The organism is Duganella sp. GW821-FHT01E12, assembly GCF_059422325.1.
Window position 1 is genome coordinate 325190 of record NZ_JBWKWR010000001.1, and the last position, 19460, is coordinate 344649.

The 19460-nt window shown below is 65.6% G+C and carries 18 protein-coding genes; 9 read left to right on the forward strand and 9 right to left on the reverse strand.

What is annotated here, in order from left to right:
• Positions 1-2 precede the first annotated feature (2 nt).
• Positions 3-1712 carry an ABC transporter substrate-binding protein gene (locus tag AC07WS_RS01225; protein ID WP_494727338.1) on the reverse strand — a complete coding sequence of 570 codons (1710 nt, stop codon included), beginning with the start codon at positions 1710-1712 and terminating at the stop codon, positions 3-5.
• 108 nt (positions 1713-1820) lie between these two features.
• Between AC07WS_RS01225 and AC07WS_RS01230 the strand changes: the two genes are divergently transcribed.
• The 4 genes from AC07WS_RS01230 (at position 1821) to AC07WS_RS01245 (ending at position 6287) form a co-directional block, all read left to right on the forward strand.
• Positions 1821-3059 (forward strand): nucleoside recognition domain-containing protein, encoded by a 1239-nt coding sequence (locus AC07WS_RS01230; protein WP_494727339.1) that lies wholly within the window; start codon positions 1821-1823, stop codon positions 3057-3059.
• An 11-nt stretch (positions 3060-3070) separates the two neighbouring features.
• Positions 3071-4654 (forward strand): D-alanyl-D-alanine carboxypeptidase/D-alanyl-D-alanine endopeptidase, encoded by a 1584-nt coding sequence (dacB, locus tag AC07WS_RS01235; protein ID WP_494727340.1) that lies wholly within the window; start codon positions 3071-3073, stop codon positions 4652-4654.
• Between the two features lie 68 nt (positions 4655-4722).
• Positions 4723-5466 (forward strand): HipA family kinase, encoded by a 744-nt coding sequence (locus tag AC07WS_RS01240; RefSeq protein ID WP_494727341.1) that lies wholly within the window; start codon positions 4723-4725, stop codon positions 5464-5466.
• A complete protein-coding gene (locus AC07WS_RS01245) occupies positions 5463-6287 on the forward strand; it encodes a DUF3037 domain-containing protein (RefSeq protein WP_494727342.1) in 825 nt (274 codons plus the stop codon). Before AC07WS_RS01240 ends, AC07WS_RS01245 begins: the two co-directional genes overlap by 4 nt.
• Here the strand turns inward: AC07WS_RS01245 and AC07WS_RS01250 are convergent, their stop codons facing one another.
• Positions 6288-7187: a LysR family transcriptional regulator gene (locus AC07WS_RS01250; RefSeq protein WP_494727343.1), complete on the reverse strand. Its 900-nt coding sequence runs from the start codon at positions 7185-7187 to the stop codon at positions 6288-6290.
• 110 nt (positions 7188-7297) lie between these two features.
• On the opposite strand from AC07WS_RS01250, the gene AC07WS_RS01255 reads away from it, so the two are divergent.
• Positions 7298-8275, forward strand: a complete 978-nt coding sequence (locus AC07WS_RS01255; RefSeq protein ID WP_494727344.1) for an aldo/keto reductase — start codon at positions 7298-7300, stop codon at positions 8273-8275.
• 22 nt (positions 8276-8297) lie between these two features.
• Here AC07WS_RS01255 and AC07WS_RS01260 read toward each other — a convergent pair whose 3' ends face one another.
• The 7 genes from AC07WS_RS01260 to AC07WS_RS01290 all read right to left on the reverse strand — a co-directional run bounded on the left by AC07WS_RS01260 (position 8298) and on the right by AC07WS_RS01290 (position 15505).
• A complete protein-coding gene (locus AC07WS_RS01260) occupies positions 8298-8909 on the reverse strand; it encodes a M15 family metallopeptidase (RefSeq protein ID WP_494727345.1) in 612 nt (203 codons plus the stop codon).
• Positions 8910-8926: 17 nt separating this feature from the next.
• The gene (locus AC07WS_RS01265; RefSeq protein WP_494728030.1) at positions 8927-9799 is read right to left on the reverse strand and encodes an N-acetylmuramoyl-L-alanine amidase; all 873 of its coding nucleotides are present in this window, start codon (positions 9797-9799) and stop codon (positions 8927-8929) included.
• Between the two features lie 22 nt (positions 9800-9821).
• Positions 9822-10721, reverse strand: a complete 900-nt coding sequence (locus tag AC07WS_RS01270; protein WP_494727346.1) for an N-acetylglucosamine kinase — start codon at positions 10719-10721, stop codon at positions 9822-9824.
• Between the two features lie 17 nt (positions 10722-10738).
• Complete coding sequence (locus tag AC07WS_RS01275; protein ID WP_494727347.1) at positions 10739-12379, reverse strand: glycoside hydrolase family 10-like protein; 1641 nt, start codon at positions 12377-12379, stop codon at positions 10739-10741.
• A gap of 43 nt (positions 12380-12422) precedes the next feature.
• Positions 12423-13685 (reverse strand): MFS transporter, encoded by a 1263-nt coding sequence (locus AC07WS_RS01280; protein ID WP_494727348.1) that lies wholly within the window; start codon positions 13683-13685, stop codon positions 12423-12425.
• A gap of 190 nt (positions 13686-13875) precedes the next feature.
• Positions 13876-14754, reverse strand: coding sequence for an N-acetylmuramic acid 6-phosphate etherase (locus AC07WS_RS01285; protein WP_494727349.1), 879 nt, complete (start codon positions 14752-14754; stop codon positions 13876-13878).
• Between the two features lie 10 nt (positions 14755-14764).
• A complete protein-coding gene (locus AC07WS_RS01290; protein ID WP_008443158.1) occupies positions 14765-15505 on the reverse strand; it encodes a GntR family transcriptional regulator in 741 nt (246 codons plus the stop codon).
• A gap of 166 nt (positions 15506-15671) precedes the next feature.
• Between AC07WS_RS01290 and AC07WS_RS01295 the strand changes: the two genes are divergently transcribed.
• The 4 genes from AC07WS_RS01295 to AC07WS_RS01310 are packed head-to-tail and all read left to right on the forward strand — an operon-like array spanning position 15672 to position 19446.
• Positions 15672-16106: a YchJ family protein gene (locus AC07WS_RS01295; RefSeq protein ID WP_494727350.1), complete on the forward strand. Its 435-nt coding sequence runs from the start codon at positions 15672-15674 to the stop codon at positions 16104-16106.
• A 46-nt stretch (positions 16107-16152) separates the two neighbouring features.
• Entirely contained in the window at positions 16153-17775 is a 1623-nt protein-coding gene (locus AC07WS_RS01300) for a carboxyl transferase domain-containing protein (protein WP_494727351.1), read from the forward strand.
• Positions 17776-17782: 7 nt separating this feature from the next.
• Positions 17783-18664: a dienelactone hydrolase family protein gene (locus AC07WS_RS01305; RefSeq protein ID WP_494727352.1), complete on the forward strand. Its 882-nt coding sequence runs from the start codon at positions 17783-17785 to the stop codon at positions 18662-18664.
• Positions 18661-19446, forward strand: a complete 786-nt coding sequence (locus AC07WS_RS01310) for an enoyl-CoA hydratase/isomerase family protein (protein WP_494727353.1) — start codon at positions 18661-18663, stop codon at positions 19444-19446. The genes AC07WS_RS01305 and AC07WS_RS01310 overlap by 4 nt, the downstream gene beginning before the upstream one ends.
• Positions 19447-19460 lie beyond the last annotated feature (14 nt).

Genomic DNA, 19460 nt, shown 5'->3' on the forward strand with positions numbered 1-19460 from the left:
GATCAGCGCGGACTATGTGCGCCCACGTCCAGATAGCGCCAGTTGGTGAATTCTACCGGATGGCGCTGGTAGTTCTTCAGCCACGGCTGCTGCAGGTCGGCGGATATCGGATGGGTCAGCAGCACCCATGGCGTGTAGGCGTGGATCAGCTGCGCCATCTCGTCGTACAGCGCGGTGCGCTGCGGCGAGTCGCCCATGGCGCGGCTCTGCTCGTAGCGCTGGTTGTAGGCGGGCAGGTTGAAGCGCGCGTAGTTGGCGCGGCCGCTGTTGGGGCCGTACAGCAGCTGGTAGAAATTCTCGCCGTCTGGGAAGTCGGCGACCCAGTTGGTCTCGAACATCATCACCGAGCCCAGACGCGACGCTTTGATGATCTCGGTTTTCTTGTCGCTCTTAAACGTGACTTTCAGGCCGATGGCGTTCAGGTTCTTGCGCCACAGCTCGTCGCGCAGGCGGCCGACGGTGGACGATTCGCTGTGCATCACCAGGGTCAGCGGCTTGCCGTCGGGCTGGGTGCGGAAGCCGTCGGCGGCCTTGCGGTAGCCATAGCGCTCCAGCAGCGCGTTGGCCAGCGCGGGATCGTAGCCGACCGGGCTGCGGTAGGCGGGATCGTAGCCCAGCACGTTCGGCGGCAGCGGCGTGGCGGCCGGCAGCGCCAGGCCCTTCTTCATCAGCGCCACGTCCTCGCCGCTGTTGTAGCCCAGCGCGATGGCGCGCCGCAAAGCCAGCTTCTCCTTGCCGTAGCCGCCGATCAGCGGGTCGTCCATGTTCATCCACATGTAGTACGTTTGCAGCACGGGGAAGGGCGACAGCACCATGCCCTGTTTGGCCAGCGCCGGCTTCAGGGTCGGCTTGGCGTCGGCGGTCAGCACCATGTCCTTCATCGATTCCGGCAGCTGTTCGAGGAAATCGAATTCGCCGTTCAGGAAGCCCAGCACGCGGGACTGGTATTCCTCGACGATCTTGATGTCGACCTGGTCCAGCAGCGGCAGGCGGCGGCCCTGGAACATCGTCGGGCGGAAGTCGCGGTTGGCCAGCAGCGTGATCTGGTCGCTATGCTTCCATCGGCCCATCAGGAAGGGGCCGGTGCCGACCGGGTGGTTGCCGGCCTGCGCGCCGTAGGCTTCCATCACCTCGCGCGCGACCACGGCGGTGGACGGGGTGGCCAGGTAAAACAGGAAGTTGGGATCGGCCGTGTTGAGCTTGATGCGCAGGGTGAACTTGTCCACCGCTTGCAGGCCGGCGATGTCGCTGTCGTAGCTGAACTTGGTCTTGAGCGCCTCGTCGCCGGCGATCTTGCCCTCCAACAGGAACAGCCATGGCGACTTCAGCGTGGGGTCGTACAGGCGCTTGAGGCTGTAGACGTAGTCCTGCGCGGTCACTTGCCGGTGCTCGCCCTTGAACGCCGGGTCGGGCGTGAAGTAGATGTCCTGGCGCAGATGGAAGGTGTAGCTCAGGCCGTTGTCCTCGATGGTCGGCATGGCGCTCAGCGTGTTGGGCTGCAATTTGACGGGGCGGGCCAGGTAGTCGTAGCGCAGCAGCGGATCGAACAGGTTCTCCAGCAGGCTCAGGCTGGCGATGTCGGACGCCACCGCCGGATCAAGTCCGGTCTCGCCGGTGCTCAGGAAGGCGTGCAGGACTTTCGGCGCGGCGGCATCGGCGCCGCCGGCCGATAACACCAGCGCCAGCACGACTGCGGCATAACTTTTGGTCATCAGGTCCATTCCACCTCGCATACGTAAAGCGGCAGCTTATAACTTTTTTGGCGGGCTTACCCGCTATACTTTGCGGATCGCCCACTGCTTTCAGGAAAAATACTCGATATGTCGCTCAATTACATCTGGTCCGGCTTCTTCCTGGTCGGCTTTGTGGCAGCGCTGGCGCAGTTCCTCCTGACGGGCGACACCGAGATTTTCAAGCGCATCATCGACGGCACCTTCGACTCCGCCAAGGCCGGCGTGATGGACATCGCGCTGCCGCTGGCCGGCGTGATGACACTGTGGCTGGGCATCATGAACATCGGCGAGAAGGCCGGCGCCATCGACCTGCTGGCACGGCTGATCGCGCCGTTCTTCTCGCGCATCTTCCCCGGCGTGCCGAAGAACCACCCGGCCACCGGCCACATGGTGATGAACTTCTCGGCCAACCTGCTGGGCCTGGACAACGCGGCCACGCCGTTCGGCCTGAAGGCCATGGAAAGCCTGCAAACCCTCAACCCCAGCAAGGACGAGCCGACCGACGCGCAGATCATGTTCCTGGTGCTGCACACCTCCGGGCTGACGCTGATCCCGCTGGCGATCATGGCGCAGCGCTCGATCCTGGGCGCGGCCGATCCGTCCGACATCTTCATCCCCTGCATGATCGCGACCTACGTGGCGACGGTGACCGGCATCATCGCGGTCGCCATCCGCCAGCGCATCAACCTGTTCAACGGCGTGGTGCTGGGCTGGCTGGGCGGCATGACCGCCGCCATCGCCGGCATGGTCTACTACTTCACGCACTACATGACCAAGACCGAGATCGAACTGTTCTCCAAGGTCTTCAGCAACCTGGTGCTGATGCTGGTGATCGCCGGCTTCATCATCGGCGCGCTGCGGCGCAAGGTCAACGTCTACGAGGCCTTCATCGAGGGAGCCAAGGGCGGCATCCAGACCTCGATCACCGTCATTCCCTACCTGGTCGGCATGCTGGTGGCGATCAGCGTGATCCGCAACGCCGGCGTGTTCGCCTACGTGGTGGACGGCTTCAGCTGGGTGTTCGGCCACCTGGGCATCAACACCGACTTCGTGCCCTCGCTGCCGACCGCGCTGATGAAGCCGCTCAGCGGCAGCGCCGCCAAGGCCATGATGATCGACACCATGCGTACCTACGGCGTGGACTCGTTCGTCGGCCGCCTGGCCTGCGTGTTCAACGGCTCGGCCGACACCACCTTCTACATCGTCGCGCTGTACTTCGGCTCGGTCGGCATACGCAAGACGCGCTACGCGATCTCCTGCGGCCTGATCGCCGATTTTGCCGGTGTGATCGCCGCCATTTTTGTATCCTACGTCTTCTTCCATTGAACAAGGTCGCCATGTTCCGTCGCCTCATCCTCGCCGCGCTGATCGCCGCCGGTACCGCCCACGCCGCTGACCTGCCGGAGCCGATCAGCGCCCTGCTGCAGGCGGCGCAAATTCCGCCGGAAGGCGCCGGCATCGTCGTGCTGCGCGGCGACACCACGCTGGTCTCGCACAACGCGCAGCAGAGCATGCAGCCGGCGTCCACCATGAAGCTGTTCACCACGATGACCGCGCTGGAGCAATTGGGGCCGGCCTTCCGCGGCCGCACCGAGTTCCGCACCGGCGCCGAGCTGGTCAACGGCGTGCTGCAGGGCGACCTGATCCTGCGCGGCGGCGGCGATGTCGACCTGAACGAGGACGTGCTGCTGCACATGCTGCAGGCGCTGCGCAACCAGGGCATCCGCAAGATCAAGGGCGAAGTGATCCTGGACCGGCAACTGTTCCAGCCGGCGCGGCCGGACGTGGGCCAGCCGCCATTCGACGAGTATCCATGGGCCTACTACAACGTGATCCCCGACGCGCTGCTGACCAACACCAATCTGCTGAAAGTGGAGATGCGCTCGACCGCCCACAAGCTGGGCCTGGTGATGATGCCGGAGATGGACAAGGTCGCCATCCGTTCGGAGATGACGCTCAGCGACGCGCCGTGCGGATCGTGGGAGGCGGGCTGGCGCTCGCCGGACGTGGCGCGCAGCGGCGACAGGATCGAGGTGGTGCTGCATGGCAGCTTCCCGAGGAATTGCATCAAGTCGACCAGCGTCGATGTGATGGATCATCACGACTATCTGGAGCGCCTGCTGCGCGCCACCTGGCGCAAGCTGGGCGGCAGCATCAGCGGCGAGGTGCGCGAGGCTGCCGCGCCGGGCACGAGCACCACTGCGGCCACGCCGGCCGCCAACGTGACCGCCTCGCCCGCCGCCAGCGCCACGCCCGCCAAACCGGCCGCTGACGCCGATGTCGATGCGCCGGCCACTGCTACGCCGGCCCCGGCCGCCGTCCCGGCCACGCGCCTGCTGGCCGAACACGTCTCCCGCCCGCTGCCGGAAATGCTACGCGACATCAACAAATTCTCGGACAACACCCTGGCCCGCACAGTCTTCCTGATGTTGGGCAGCTTGGAGGCCGACCCCGTGCTGGGCAGCCGCCCGATCGCGCCCGACGGCAGCGCCGCCAGCACGCCGATGCGCGCCGAGACCGCGATCCGCGCCTGGCTGCAAAGCCAGCGCATCGACGCCAACGGCCTGGTGTTCGACAACGGCTCCGGCCTGTCGCGCACCGAGCGCGCCACGCCGGCGCAACTGGCGGGCGTGCTGCAAGCGGGCCTGAAGAGCCTGTGGATGCCCGAGTTCCTGTCCAGCCTGCCAATCGCCGCCACCGACGGCACCATGCGCAAGCGCCTCAAGGACAGCCCGGCCGCGCTGCGCGCCCGCATCAAGACCGGCAGCCTGAAGAGCGTGATCGCCATCGCCGGCTACGTCACCGACGCCAACAACCAGCCCTGCATCGTGGTCGCCATCCTGAACGACGAACACGTCGCCAACGGCGCCGGCCGCACCGTGCTGGACGGCGTGATCGACTGGGTGGCTCGTACCAAATAGGTTTGAATTTTCCATACTGAAGTTCGCGTAGAATAATTTGACCATAACGCAGCGGGGAACATTGCAAGATGTCCTTAATCGTCACAGAAATACTGAGCCGCTCTCAAGAGGGACAAACACGCCCTTTCATCTGTCGGTGTGACGATGGAGACGTCTACTTCGTCAAGGGAAAATCAACTACCCGATATCAGCTTATCGCCGAGTGGATAAGCGCACAGTTATGTACAGCATTGAAATTACCCATTCCCCACTATGCGTTGGCGACGGTACCTGTCGAAATAATCGAAGCTGACTTAACTGGCACTTATCAAGACTTGGGCGCGGACCCGGTCTTCGCATCTCGCCGCGTGAACGCCAGAAACCTGATGCGCAGCGATATAAAACGAGTACAGCAAAGTCTGCGTCGCGACATCATCGTGTTTGACTGGTGGGTGCGCAATGCAGATCGCAACTTAACGGACATTGGCGGCAATCCCAACCTGCTGTGGACGGTCGGTGAGTCACCGGCATTGGTCATGATTGATCACAATTTGGCTTTTGATGCGGACTTCGACCCAGCACAATTTCTTCATCTGCATGTGTTTTCTTCAGAAGTAGCCGATCTGTTCAGTGATTTCCTCCTGCGCGACACATACCGCGCCCGCTTTACCACCGCACTGGAAAATTGGGATGCTATTTGTGATACGCTTCCCTTAGCTTGGCGCTTTATCGACGCCGAAATGACCATGCCGACCAAGTTCCCGTTTGATGAGATCAAACGGCTTTTGGAGCGTGCTTTAACAGATGCATTCTGGCAGTTGCCACCACCATGAATATCGCCTGTCATTACGCCATTGTTCGCTTTACGCCGTTCATTGAGACCGGAGAGTTCGCCAATGTTGGCTTGGTTATGCTTGCACCCGGAATACGCTTCTTCGGGTTCAAACTTTTGCTTAACCGATACGCTCGCGTGACCAATTTCTTTGAAGGGCTAGATCCCAAGGTTTTCAAAGCCTCAATCAGCGATCTGAGCGAGGAAATGGAACGACTCCATTTGATATTAAACCAGACTGGCAGCTACGACAAAGAAGCTCTGCTGCGCATTTGGGCGGAGCTGATTAAGCCTCGTGAGACCATGTTGCGCTTTAGCGAACCACGTCTTGTCTTGGCTGAAGATTGCACCTCGAAATTGCTGGAGCTCTATGACTACTACGTCGGACACAACTTCGCAAACAAGGAGTATCAGGAAAAGCTGCTGGAGCGCGATGTCAGCGGATGGCTGCGTGACGCCGGGCTCCAAAACAAATTCCATGCGGCGCGCATAGGCAACGAAGAATATCACGCGCATTTTCCTTTCGTGGCAGGCCCGGAAGAGCATCCTGAAAAAATCATCAAGCCGCTCAACCTCAATTACACTGACGCCGCGAAAATCATCGACCACGGCGGCCAATGGCTCTACCGTATTGACTCGCTTAAAAAGCGCGATCTGTTACCCCCTCAAGTCCTCTTTGCCGTCAAAGGCCCCGAGGCCAATGAGCCTACGCCGCGCGGCCGCGCGCAAGGCGAGATTGTCGCTGAGTTGAAAGCAAAGAACGTGATTGTGGTTGGCCACGACAACGTTGCGCCGATCTTGGCATTTGCCCGCTCCCGGTAGTCACATCCCCGGCAACCCTTCCTCCACCAGATAGTCGATAAACGCCCGCACCTTCAGCGCCAGGTGCGGGCCGGGCATGTACACGGCGTGCACGGTGCCGGCGTACGGCTGGTCGAAGCTCCACTCCGGCAGCACCCGCCGCACCCGTCCCTGCGCCAGCGCCGGACGGGCCGTGAAGTCCGGCACCAGGCCGATGCCGCCGCCCGCCTCCACCACCGCCATCAAGGCCCCGCTGTTGTTGATCGTCAGCCGCGACGGCACGCGGATGCTGGCCGTCTCGCCGCCGCGCCGCATGCTCCAGGCGTCGCCGAAGCGCGCGTAGCCCAGATAGCTGCACTGGTGTGCCGGCAGCTCGTGCGGCGATTGTGGCTCGCCATGCGCGTCCAGGTACTGCTGCGACGCCACCAGCACATAGCTCACCGGCCCCAGCGTGCGCGCCGCCAGCCCCGGCGCCAGTTCGGTGGCGATGCGGATCGCCAGGTCCATGCCTTCCTCGATCAGGTCGATCTTGCGGTCCATCAGCTGGAGTTCGACGTTGACCTCCGGATAGCGCGCCAGGAAGCCGGGCAGCTTGGGCGCCAGCCACACCTGCCCCAGCACGATGGGCGCGCTGACGCGGATGGTGCCGTTGGGCCGCGCGCTGTAGCTGCCGGCCAGCGCATGCACCTCGCGCGCCGTGCTCACCATGCGCGCGCAGGCCGCGTGCACCTGCTGCCCCAGCTCGGTCAGCGACAGCGAACGCGTGGTCCGCTGCAGCAGCCGTCCGCCCATATGCGCCTCCAGCCGCGAAACGTGGCGGCTGACCGCCGACGTGGTCAGCTCCAGCTGCCGCGCCGCCGCAGAGAAACCGCCGCTATCGACCACCTGTGCAAAGATGGCCATCTCCTTCAACATTTCCATTGCATCGCTCCACCGTTGCAGCTACATCAACAATGCTTTGCATTGTAAGTGGATTGTGTATTTTTTGTGCGGTGGCCATACTGAAAGCACCACATCAAGCAGGAGTCACCATGAAACAACGCACTTTAGGCAGCCAGGGTCTGACGGTATCGGCGCAGGGACTGGGCTGCATGGGCATGAGCAATACCTACGGGCCGGCCGACCAGACCGAGGCGGTCGCCACGCTGCACAGGGCGCTGGAACTGGGCGTCAATTTCTTCGACACGGCCGAGCAATACGGTCCCTACGACAACGAGGCGCTGCTGGGCCGCGCCTTCGCCGGCCGCCGCAGCGAGGTGATCCTCGCCACCAAGTTCGGCTTCGACATCCGCGACGGCAAGACCGTCGGCGTGACCAGCGATCCGAAACATATCCGCGAGAAGGTGGAGGGTTCGCTGCGCCGCCTGAACACCGACCACATCGACCTGCTGTACCAGCATCGTATCGATCCGCTGGTGCCGATCGAGGACGTGGTGGGCGTGATGGCCGAGCTGGTCCGCGAGGGCAAGGTGCGCTACCTGGGGCTGTCCGAGGCGGGCGTGGCCAACATCCGCCGCGCCCACGCGGTGCATCCGATCAGCGTGCTGCAAAGCGAGTATTCGCTGTGGGAGCGCAATCTGGAGGCCGACGTGCTGCCGGCGCTGCGTGAACTGGGCATCGGCCTGGTGGCGTTCAGCCCGCTGGGACGGGGTTTCCTGGCCGGCACCGCCAAGCGCGCGGAGGAATATCCGCCCAGCGACTTCCGCCATCTGGACCCGCGCCTGCAGGGCGCGAACTTCGACCGCAACATGGAGGCGGCCGCCATCGTGCGCGAGCTGGCCGATCATCGCCTGGTCACGCCGGGGCAGATCGCGCTGGCCTGGGCCATGCACAAGGGCGACGATATCGTGACCATCCCCGGCACGCGCCGGCGCGCCTTCCTGGAGCAGAACGTGGCGGCGGCGGAGATCGCGCTCGATGCGACCGAGATGGCGGTGCTCGACAGCGCGCTCAAGCAGGTGTCCGGCCCGCGCTACAGCAAGGAGCGCATGGCGATGGTGGATCGTTGATGCCTACCGTGCGGGGTAAGCGCTACAGCACGCGGATGTAGTCGCGCCGCACCAGCTGGCGGTCGCCGCAGTCGAAGTGCCACCATTCGCTGTTGATGCCGACCCAGCCGGCCTGGAACATGGCGTCGCGCAGCAGGCGGCGGTTGGCGATCTGCTGTTCGCTCAGCTCGCCGCGCGCCAGCAATGCCGCCTCCAGCGCCGGATGCGAGCGTTCCGATAAATCGTCAAAGCCGGTGCCCATGTCCAGCTCGCGGCCCTGCGCGTCGAGCAGGGTCAGGTCCAGCGCCATGCCGAAGGAGTGGATCGAGCCGCGCGCCGGGTCGGCGATGTAGCCCAGCAGTTCCGTGCCTTGCAGCGCCAGCCACAACTGCTCCTGCACCCGCTGCGGACGCAGCGCGTCCAGCACCAGCACCCTGCAGTCGGGCCGCCGTTCGGCCAGCCACGCCACCACGCGCTCCAGCGCCGCCGCCGCGTGCCGGTGCAGCCAGGCGCAGTCGAGCGGCGTGTACAAGTCGCGGCCGACGAAATTATCCGGCGTGGCGTAGCGCAGGTCGACGGCGATGCCGGCGATGCCGTCCAGGCGCCGGAAGTCGGGATGGCTGGCGATTTCTTCACAGCGGACGGTGACAGCCATGCGGCGCTCCCAACGAGTTATTCGGTCGGCAACGTGCCCGGCGCCGGCTGCGGCTGCGGCATCACGGTCGGCGGGACCGCCATCTGCAGCGGCAGCGGGCTGGTCAGCACGTCGAGGATGGCCGCCGTTTCCGCATCCGGCTCGCCGTCGTACAGCGACTGCCGATACTTGGACTGGAACACCACCATCACGTTGCGGGTGGCCTGGTCCAGCTCGCCCGTCTGCGGCACCGCGTAGCCGTGCTGCGCCAGCTTGCGCTGGAACCACGCCACGTCCGGCAGCTGCTGCTGGAACAGCTGCAGGCGCGCGGCCACGCGGCTCGGCTCCGGCCACGCGACCAGGCCGGCGTCGGCCAGCTGCTTCCACGGGAACATCGGGCCGGGATCCTGCTTGCGCTGCGGCGCGATGTCGTTGTGGCCGAGGATGTTCTCCGGCTTGATGTCGTGGCGCGCGACGATCTGCTTCAGCAGCAAAATCAGCTGGTCGATCTGCGCCTGCTTGAACGGCGCGTACACGCTACCCTGCGGCGTGTCGACAAAGCCGGGATTGACGATCTCGATGCCGATCGACGCCGAATTGAGCTGGTTGTAGATCTTCCAGCTGCTCAGGCCGGCATGGTTGGCCTGGCGCGATTCGTCCACCAGCGTGTAGAAGAAGGGCTGGTCGGTGTCGGTCAGCAGGTAGTGGGCGCTGACTTCCTGCTGGGTCAGTATCTTGATCGAGCGCGGCAGGTCGCTGACCGTGTAGTGCAGGATGATGTACTTGATGCGGTCGCTCTGGCTGCGCGCCGTCAGCGTGGTGTCGAGGCGCGGCCCGGCGGGCGGTGCGGTGGCGCAGCCGGCCAGCAGGGCGGCGGCGGTGGTCAGGGCGGCAAGCGGCAGGAGCTTCATCATTAGCGGTCTCGGCAACGTTTCAATTCCGTGAGTGTAGAGCAATGCGGGCCGCAGCGTGGTGGGCCTGCGCTTCTTTTTGCCGCAGCGGCAGTTCCGGCGGCAGCGCCGCCCGCATCGCCTGCGCGATCAGCGGGTGCAGCGTGGCGGCCCGGCCGCTGAGCACCAGAGGGCGCGGGCCGTAGCGGCCCACCAGCGCCAGCGCGATGCGCGCCAGCTCGCGGCCGGCCTGTTCGAGGATGCTGCGCGCCACCGGATCGGTGTCCGCGCTGGCGGCCACGGCCAGGGCCAGGCGGCCGATGGCGCCGCGCTCCTGGCCGTAGATGAACTGGCGCGACAACGCCCAGTCGCTGCCGCCGACCTGCTCGAACACCGCGCGTGCCATAGTCGATTGTTGCCAGGCGCCGGGCTGCTCGTCCTCCAGCCGCCAGATGTGGCGCATCGCCTCGCGCGCGATCCAGAAGCCGCCGCCGCCGTCGTCCAGCGTCACGCCGCGTCCGCCGGCGCGGTGGAACACGCCGTCCTCGCCGATCCACGCGGCGATGGAGCCGGTGCCGGCGTAGACCAGGTAGCCTTCGCCGGGCGCGAAGCTGTCGAGGTAGGCGATCTCCACGTCGTTGCGCAGCGCGACCGCCGGCGGCGCCACTTGCAGCAGTTCGGCCAGCCATTGCGCGGGCAGCGTGGCCTGGCCGTCGAAGCCGGTCAGGCCGGCGCACACGGCGCGCGGCCGGCCGGCCGCCAGCACCTGCGCCGCCAGCAGCGAGAAGATGCCGCGCACCGCGTCGCGGCCGGCGGCGTTGCCCATCTGCGTGGCGGACAGGCCGGCCACCGCGCCCTCGGCCACGACCGCGCCCGCCGCGTCGGCCAATGCCCAGCGGGTCTGCGTGCCGCCCGCGTCGATGCCCAGTCCCAGCTCGCCCATGTTGCGCTCCATGATGGTCAGCGCATGACGCTGATGCGTTCGCTTTCATTGCCCAGGCGGTCGACCGCGCTGACCACCACCGCCTGCGCCGAGCCGGCCGCCGCGTCGTCCGGCAGCAGCAGCACCGGACGCGAGGCGGGCGCCACCGCGAAGCGCCATTCCGAACCGTAGCGCGACCAGATCGCGTAATGCGCCACCGGCCTGCCGGCGCCGGCCGACAGCTTCAGTCCCACGCCGTTGCCCTCGCGCCGCACGGCGACGGTGGGCGCCAGCGGCAGCTCCGCGCCCAGCCACGGACTGGCCGGGGCCAGCGCGGCGGTCTGGTAGGTCTGCGCGCGCAGCTGGTCGGCGATGCCCTTGCGGTTCTCCATCAGCGCGGCGATGCTGAAGTGCAGGTGGCCCTGCACGCCGGCGCGGCTGCGCGTGACGCCGATCTGCTTGACGATCTCCTCCGGCGCGAAGGCCTTGGCGCTGTTGTCGATGCGGCTGGTGTACAGGCCCGGCCAGACGTGGCGCGCCCGGGTGTTCTGCGCCAGCCAGTAGTCGAGCAGCACGTCGAAGGCCTGCGGCGCCTGCGCCACCGGCCAGTACAGCTGCGGCGCCAGGTAGTCGAGCCAGCCGTTGGCCAGCCACAGTTCGGCGTCCGCGTACAGCTTGTCGTACTGGCTGAAGCCGACGATGCCGGCCGGGCGCCGATCCGGGCGGCCGATGCCGAACGGACTGATGCCGAAGCGCACCCAGCTCTTCTCCTTGTGGATGCCGAGGTAGAGCGCCTCGATCAGCGTGTTGACGTTCTGGCGGCGCCAGCCGGCGCGGTCCAGCGTGCCGCCGCCCAGCAGGTAGTGCTGCCACGACGGCTGGTCCGGGAACTCCAGCTCCTGCTTCGGGCCGGCGCCGGCGTCCAGCACCACGCCGTCCGCCCCGGCCGTGTCGATCGGGTAGGGATAGAAATAATCGTCGATGTGGACGCCGTCGATATCGTAACGGCGCACCACGTCCAGCACCACGTCCAGCGTGTGCTGCGAGGCAGCCGCCTCGCCCGGGTCCATCCACAGGTAGCGGCCGTAGGACTTGACCACCTCCGGATTGGTGCTGCCGATGTGGTTGCGCGCCAGCGGCGACTTGGCCGTCGCGTGGCGGGCGCGGTAGGGGTTGAACCAGGCATGCAGCTCCAGCCCGCGCGCGTGCGCCTGCTCGATCCAGAACTGCAGCGGGTCCCAGGCGGTGGCGGGGGCGCGGCCCTGCTGGCCGGTCAGGAACTCGGACCACGGCTCCAGCTCGGACGGATAGATCGCATCCGCGCTCGGCCGCACCTGCAGCACGATGGCGTTCAGCTGCAGCGCCTGCGCGCGGTCGAGGATGGCGAGCGCCTCGGCCTGCTGCTTGGCCATGCCCAGGTTGCTGCGGCTGGGCCAATCGATGTTGGCCACGGTCGACACCCACGCGGCGCGGAACTCGCGCGGGGCCGGCGGCGGCATGTTCATATCGAACGGCGCCGGCGGCGTCGCGATGCCTGGTGCCTGCGGACGCGGCGGGACACCAGCCTCCGGCGCGGTCGCGATCGGTGTGCTGGAACAGCCGTCCAGCAGCACGGCCAGGGCGCCGGCCACGCCGGCAGACAGCGTCAGCCGCTTCTTTGCATTAAAAACCAAAACCATTCCCCGAATCTGTTGAGCACCCGTATTGTAATGCGCTTACCGTTTATTCCTTGCCGAATTGGGGATCGATCCGTACCAGCGCCGTCATCGCGAACGCGGGCAGGGTCGAAACGCAGGCCCAGACGAAGAAATGTTGATAACCCAGGTGCTGCTGTACCCAGCCGCTGACCATCCCCGGCAACATCATGCCGAGGGCCATGAAACCGGTGCAGATGGCGTAGTGCGCGGTCTTGTGCTCGCCGTCCGCCACCAGCACCATGTACAGCAGGAAGGCCGAGAAGCCGAAGCCGTAGCCGAACTGTTCCACCGCCAGGCAGGCGGAGATCAGCGTGGTGTCGGTGGGCAGCGCGCTGGCCAGGTAGACGAACACCAGGTCCGGCACGTGCATGATGAACACCATCGGCAACAGGCTGCGCTTGAGGCCGAAGCGGGAAATCACCACGCCGCCGGCCAGCCCGCCCAGCACCATCGCGCACACGCCGACGGTGCCGTAGACCACGCCGACGGTCTCGGTGCTCAGGCCGAGGCCGCCCTGCGCGCGCGCATCGAGCAGAAAGGGCGCCGCCATCTTCAGCAGCTGCGCCTCGCCGAGGCGGTACAGCAGCAGGAAACCCAGCGTGGCCTTGATGCCCGGTTTCTGGAAGAAGCTGTGGAAGGTGCGCAGGAAATCCTGCCACAGCGCGCCGCCGGCCGCATGGCTGCGGTCGGAACCGGGGCGGGGCAGGATCAGCTGGTGATAGGCGCCCAAGGCCAGCATCAGGGCCGCCATCAGGCCGAACACCACCGACCAGGCCCAGGCGGGATCGCCGCTGGACGTGGCCAGCCGGCCGGCCAGGTAGACCAGGCCGCCCTGTCCGGAGATCATCGCCAGCTTGTAGAAGGCGCTGCGCACGCCGACGAAGGCGGCCTGCTGGTGCTGGGTCGGCAGGCCGAGCATGTAGTAGCCGTCGGAGGCGATATCGTGGGTGGCCGAGCTGAAGGCCATCAGCCACAGCACGGCCAGGCTGATGCGGAAGAACTCGGGCAGGTGCAGGGTCAGCGCCACCGAGGCGAGCGCCGCGCCGGTCAGCAGTTGCAGCAGCACGATCCAGCGCCGCTTGGTGCCGAACAGCTCCACGATGGGCGACCACAGCGGCTTGATCACCCACGGCAGGTACAGCCACGCGGTATAGAACGCCAGGTCGGTGTTGGACACGCCGAGGTTCTTGTACATCACCGTCGACAGCATCATCACCGCGACGTAAGGCACAGCCTGGCTGAAGGAAATACTGGGCACCCAGGCCCAGGCATTGCGTTGTTGCTTCATACGACCTTTCAACTTGGGGTCAAGTCTGACATTCGGACACGGCCTGTGCCGTGGGCTGGGGGTCAAGTCTGACATTCGGACACGAGCTCAACACTAGGCCGCGCCTAGTGTTGAGCTCGTGTCCGAATGTCAGACTTGACCCCCGTGCGACAGCCGAGCTCGTGTCCGAATGTCAGACTTGACCCCAATTTTATTTGATGGCCTTGCGGACATTGCCATCCGCTGCGTCGAGCAAGTCTTGCGCGACTTCGATGGAGGTGTTTTTCAGCAGCGAGACAATCGCCACCTTGACGTGGAAATGGCACCGCTCCAGCACGCCGCGCGCAATGGCGGCGTCGACGCCGGTGGCGTGCATGGTCAGCCGCACCGCGCGCTCGACCAGCTTGACGTTGGTGGCGTGCATGTCCACCATCAGATTGCCGTAGACCTTGTTCAGCCGCACCATCAACGCGCTCGACAAGGTGTTCAGCACGATCTTCTGCGCCGTGCCCGCCTTCAGCCGCGTGCTGCCGGAAATCACTTCCGGCCCGGTGTCGATGGTGATGCCGATGTCGGCGCCGGCCGTCAGCGGCGTGCCGACGTTGTTGGCGATGCCCACCGTCAAAGCGCCCACCGCGCGCGCCGCCTGCAACGCGCCCAGCACATACGGCGTGGTGCCCGACGCCGCCACCAGCAGCACCACGTCGTTATAGACCGGATACAGCAAGCGCAAGTCGGAAGCGCCCTTGGCGCGGTCGTCCTCCGCCCCCTCGACCGCCTCGAACATGGCGCCGAGGCCGCCTGCCAGCAGCGCCACGGCGCGCTCGTGCGGCCAGGAAAAGGTGGGAAACAGCTCCACGCTGTCGAGAATGCCCAGCCGCCCCGACGTGCCGGCGCCGACATACACCAGCCGTCCGCCGGCGGCGATGCGCGGCGCCATCGCGTGCACGGCCGCGCTGATGCTGGACTCGGCCGCCTGCACCGCCTTCAGCGCCTGCGTCTGGTCGTCGACCAGCGCCGCCACCAATGCCTCAACCGAATATTGATCCAGCTGCGCGTGCTGCGTACTCGGCGTTTCGGTTTTTAGCATAGGTTGTGTGTTACGTAGCGCGACGCATCTCCGCGACGAAGTCGTAGTGATCGCTGTGGCAATAGGAATGCGTCAACTCCATCGCCTCGCCCGATTCCAGATAGGCGATGCGGGTGATGTACAGCACCGCCTGCCCCTCGGGAACACCCAGTTGCTTGGCCAGCTCGGCCGAAGCGTTCATCGCGCGGATGTGCTGCAGCGCGCGCGCCGGCGCCTGGCCGATGCTCTCCAAATACTGGTACAGCGAGGCGCCCACCGCGTTCGGATCGTTGAGCACGGTCTGCGGCAGCACCGACACCTCGTAGGCCATCACCACGTCGTCGGCCAGGCGCAGGCGCTCCAGCCGCGCCACCTTGGAATACGGCGACAGGCCCAGGCTCAGCTGCTCTTCCGGCGTCGGCGTCACCACCGCGCGCTTGAGCCAGCGCGAGCCGGGAATGTGGCCGCGCTGCTGCAACTGCTCGGAAAAACTGGTCAGGTTGGACAGCGGCTGCTCGATGCGCGGCGCAATATAGTTGCCCGATCCGCGGCGGCGCACCACCAGCCCCTGGTCCACCAGCTGGTCGATGGCCTTGCGCGCGGTCACCCGCGACACGTTCAGCAGCTCCGACAAGGTCCGCTCGGACGGCAGCGCCTGGTCCACCTGGTAGCGGCCGTTATGCACATCGTCGCTCAACTTCCGGGCTATTTGCATGTACAGCGGCGTACTGTCGTTGGCATCCGCCTTGAATTCAAAACTCGTCTGGCTCATTCAAATCTCCTCACGCCTCTAGTGTAATAGCGTTACACCAAACGTGTGCGCCTCAGGACGCTGAAATTAACAATATTTGTTCACATGGCATAACGGCAAGCCCGACGGAATGCGGCCATTTGGCGGATAATGCTGGATCGTTACACCAGCCCGACCATCCGAACCCATGTCCAAGAAGTCCACCGCGCCTGCCGCCTGCCCCTGCGGCGGCCCCTCCCTGGCGAGCTGCTGCGGGCCGTACATCGCCGGCGCCGCCATCCCGCCCACCGCCGAAGCGCTGATGCGCTCGCGCTATACCGCCTACGTGCAGCGCAACGAGCCCTACCTGATGGCCACCTGGCACGCCAGCACCCGTCCGGCCGAGCCCATCATGAGCAAGGAAGAAAAATTGCAGTGGCTGGGACTTGAGGTAAAATCTGCTTTACGTTTACGTCAACGTAAAGTCGAAGTTGCCGATCCGGCCATGGATACGGTGGAGTTTGTCGCCCGGTTCAAGGTCAATGGCCGGGCGCAGCGCCTGCACGAGATCAGCAACTTTGTGCGCGAGCCGGCCGAGGGCGGCCTGCGCTGGTTTTACGTTGACGGTAGTTTTCCAGAATAAATCATCAGGACGCGGCGGAGACACCGCGCAGAAAAAAGGAAAAGCAATGCCGCAGATCGAAAGCAAACTCAACCCCCGCAGCGAGGATTTCAAGGCCAACGCGGCCGCCATGCAGGCCGTCGTCGACGACCTGCGCGACAAGGTCGCCAGGATCGCCCTGGGCGGCGGCGAGGCGGCATCGGCCAAGCATGTCGCGCGAGGCAAGCTGCTGCCGCGCGACCGCGTGCAGATGCTGCTCGATCCCGGCACGCCCTTCCTCGAACTGTCGCAGATGGCCGCCTACGGCATGTACCAGGACGCCAACGGCGCCGACGCCGCGCCGGCCGCCGGCATCATCACCGGCATCGGCCGCGTGGCCGGCCAGGAGTGCGTGATCGTCTGTAACGACGCCACCGTCAAGGGCGGCACCTACTACCCGATCACGGTCAAGAAGCACCTGCGCGCGCAGGAGATCGCCGACCAGAACAACCTGCCGTGCATTTATCTCGTCGACTCGGGCGGCGCCAACCTGCCCAACCAGGACGACGTCTTCCCCGACCGCGACCACTTCGGCCGCATCTTCTACAACCAGGCCAACCTGTCGGCCAAGGGCATCCCGCAAATCGCCGTGGTGATGGGTTCCTGCACCGCCGGCGGCGCCTACGTGCCGGCGATGAGCGACGAATCGATCATCGTCAAGGAACAAGGCACCATCTTCCTCGGCGGCCCGCCGCTGGTGAAGGCCGCCACCGGCGAGGTGGTCACCGCCGAAGACCTGGGCGGCGGCGATGTCCACACCCGATTGTCCGGCGTGGCCGACCACCTGGCGCAGAACGACCTGCACGCGCTGTCGCTGGCCCGCACCATCGTCTCCAATTTGAACCGCACCAAGCCGCAGCAGGGCGCGTTGCGCGAGGCGGCGGAACCGAAGTACGCCACCGAAGAACTGTACGGCGTGATCCCGGTCGACACCCGCAAGCCCTTCGACGTGCGCGAAGTGATCGCCCGCATCGTCGACGGCAGCGAGTTCGATGAATTCAAGGCGCGCTACGGCACCACCCTGATCTGCGGCTTCGCCCACATCTTCGGCATGAAGGTCGGCATCATCGCCAACAACGGCATCCTGTTCTCCGAGTCCGCGCTGAAGGGCGCGCACTTCATCGAGCTATGCGCGCAGCGCAAGATCCCGCTGGTGTTCCTGCAAAATATCACCGGCTTCATGGTCGGCCGCAAATACGAAAACGAAGGCATCGCCCGCAACGGCGCCAAGATGGTGACCGCTGTGGCGACGGCCGCCGTGCCCAAGTTCACCGTCATCATCGGCGGCAGCTTCGGCGCCGGCAACTACGGCATGTGCGGCCGCGCGTTCTCGCCGCGCTTCATGTGGATGTGGCCCAACGCCCGCATCTCCGTCATGGGCGGCGACCAGGCCGCGTCGGTGCTGGCCACCGTCAAGCGCGACGGCATCGAAGGCAAGGGCGGCTCGTGGACGGCGGAGGAGGAAGCCGCGTTCAAGCAGCCGATCAAGGAACAGTACGAACACCAGGGCCACCCGTACTACGCCACCGCGCGCCTGTGGGACGACGGCGTGATCGACCCGGCCGACACCCGCATGGTGCTGGGCCTGGGCCTGTCGGCCGCGCTCAACGCCGAAATCCCGGACACCAAGTTCGGCGTCTTCAGGATGTAAGCGGACGATGACCTTGCAGACCCGATACCGTCAAGGACTGGCCGCGCCGCTGCTGGCGGCGGCATGCGCTTCGGCGCAGGCCATCCATGTGCCGGCGGTCGATGCGAACATGGGCGAGCAGGTCATCGCCATCCCCGCGAAGATCGGCGGCGCCGACATCACACTGCAAACCACCATCTTCAAGCCGCCCGGCGACGGCCCGTTCCCGGTGCTGTTCATGAACCACGGGAAGGACGGCGGCGACGCCCACAGGCAAGCGCGCGCGCGCTATCCCGTCATCAGCCGCGAGTTCGTCAAGCGCGGCTACGCGGTGGTGATCCCGATGCGCATGGGCTTTGCCGATTCGGGCGGCAGCTACGTCAACTCCCATTGCCAGGCAAGGGAAAACGGCGAGGACCAGGCCTCGTCGCTGTACTTCGCGATGGCCTACGTGATGAAACAGCCGTGGGCCGACCAGCAGCACGTCGTCATCGGCGGCCAGTCGCACGGCGGCCTGACGGCGATCGCCGCCGGCAGCCATAACATCAGCGGCGTGCGGGGCGTGATCAATTTCGCCGGCGGCGTCAACAGCCGCTCGCACTGCGACTGGCAGGCCGCGCTGGTCGATGCCTTCAAGGCCTACGGCGCGGTCAGCACCACGCCCAGCATCTGGTTCTACGGCGCCAACGACCACCACTTCGGCCCCAAGCTGGCCGCCGACATGTACGCCGCCTATACCGGCGCCGGCGGCAAGGCGCAGCTGGTGGCCTACGGACCTTTCAAGCGCGACGCGCACGGCATGAGCTCCAGCCCGGACGGCGTGGCCATCTGGCTGCCGGAGACCACGCGCTTCCTGCAAAGCGTCGGCATGCCGACCGAAATCAAATACACGATCAAGGACCAGAGATGAGCTTTACCACGCTGACCATCAGCCGCGAAGGCAAAGTCGCCACCGTCACGCTGAACCGCCCCGACGTGCGCAACGCCTTCAACGAAACCACCATCGCCGAGATCACGCAAGCCTTCGGCGAGCTCGGTGCGGAAGCGGACCTGCGCGCGATTGTGCTGGCCGCGAACGGCCCGGCCTTCTGCGCCGGCGCCGATTTGAACTGGATGAAAAAAATGGCGGGCTACACGCACGCCGAAAACCATGCCGACGCTCTGCAACTGGCGGAGATGCTGCGCACGATCTACCTGTGTCCCAAGCCCGTGGTGGCCAAGGTGCAGGGCGATTGCTACGCCGGCGGCATGGGCCTGGTCTCTGCGTGCGACATCATCGTCGCGGTCGACCAGGCCAACTTCTGCCTGAGCGAAGTAAAACTGGGACTGATCCCCGCCACCATTTCGCCGTATGTGATCAAGGCCATGGGCGAGAACGCGTCGCGCCGCTACTTCCTCACCGCCGAGCGCTTCGGCGCGCAGGAAGCGCTGCGCATCGGCTTCGCGCACGAAGTGGTGCCCGCCGACGCCCTCGACGCCAAGGTGGCGGAGATCGTCAAGGCACTGGTCAACAACAGTCCGAACGCCGTGCAGCAAGCCAAGGTGCTGGTGCGCGAAGTGGTCGGGCAAACCGTCAACGATGCGCTGCTGGCCGACACCGCCGAGCGCATCGCCCATATCCGCGCCTCGGAACAGGGCCGCGAAGGCGTGGCCTCGTTCCTGGAGAAGCGCAAGCCAACTTGGCTGAGCTAGAAAAAGTCTGGAGT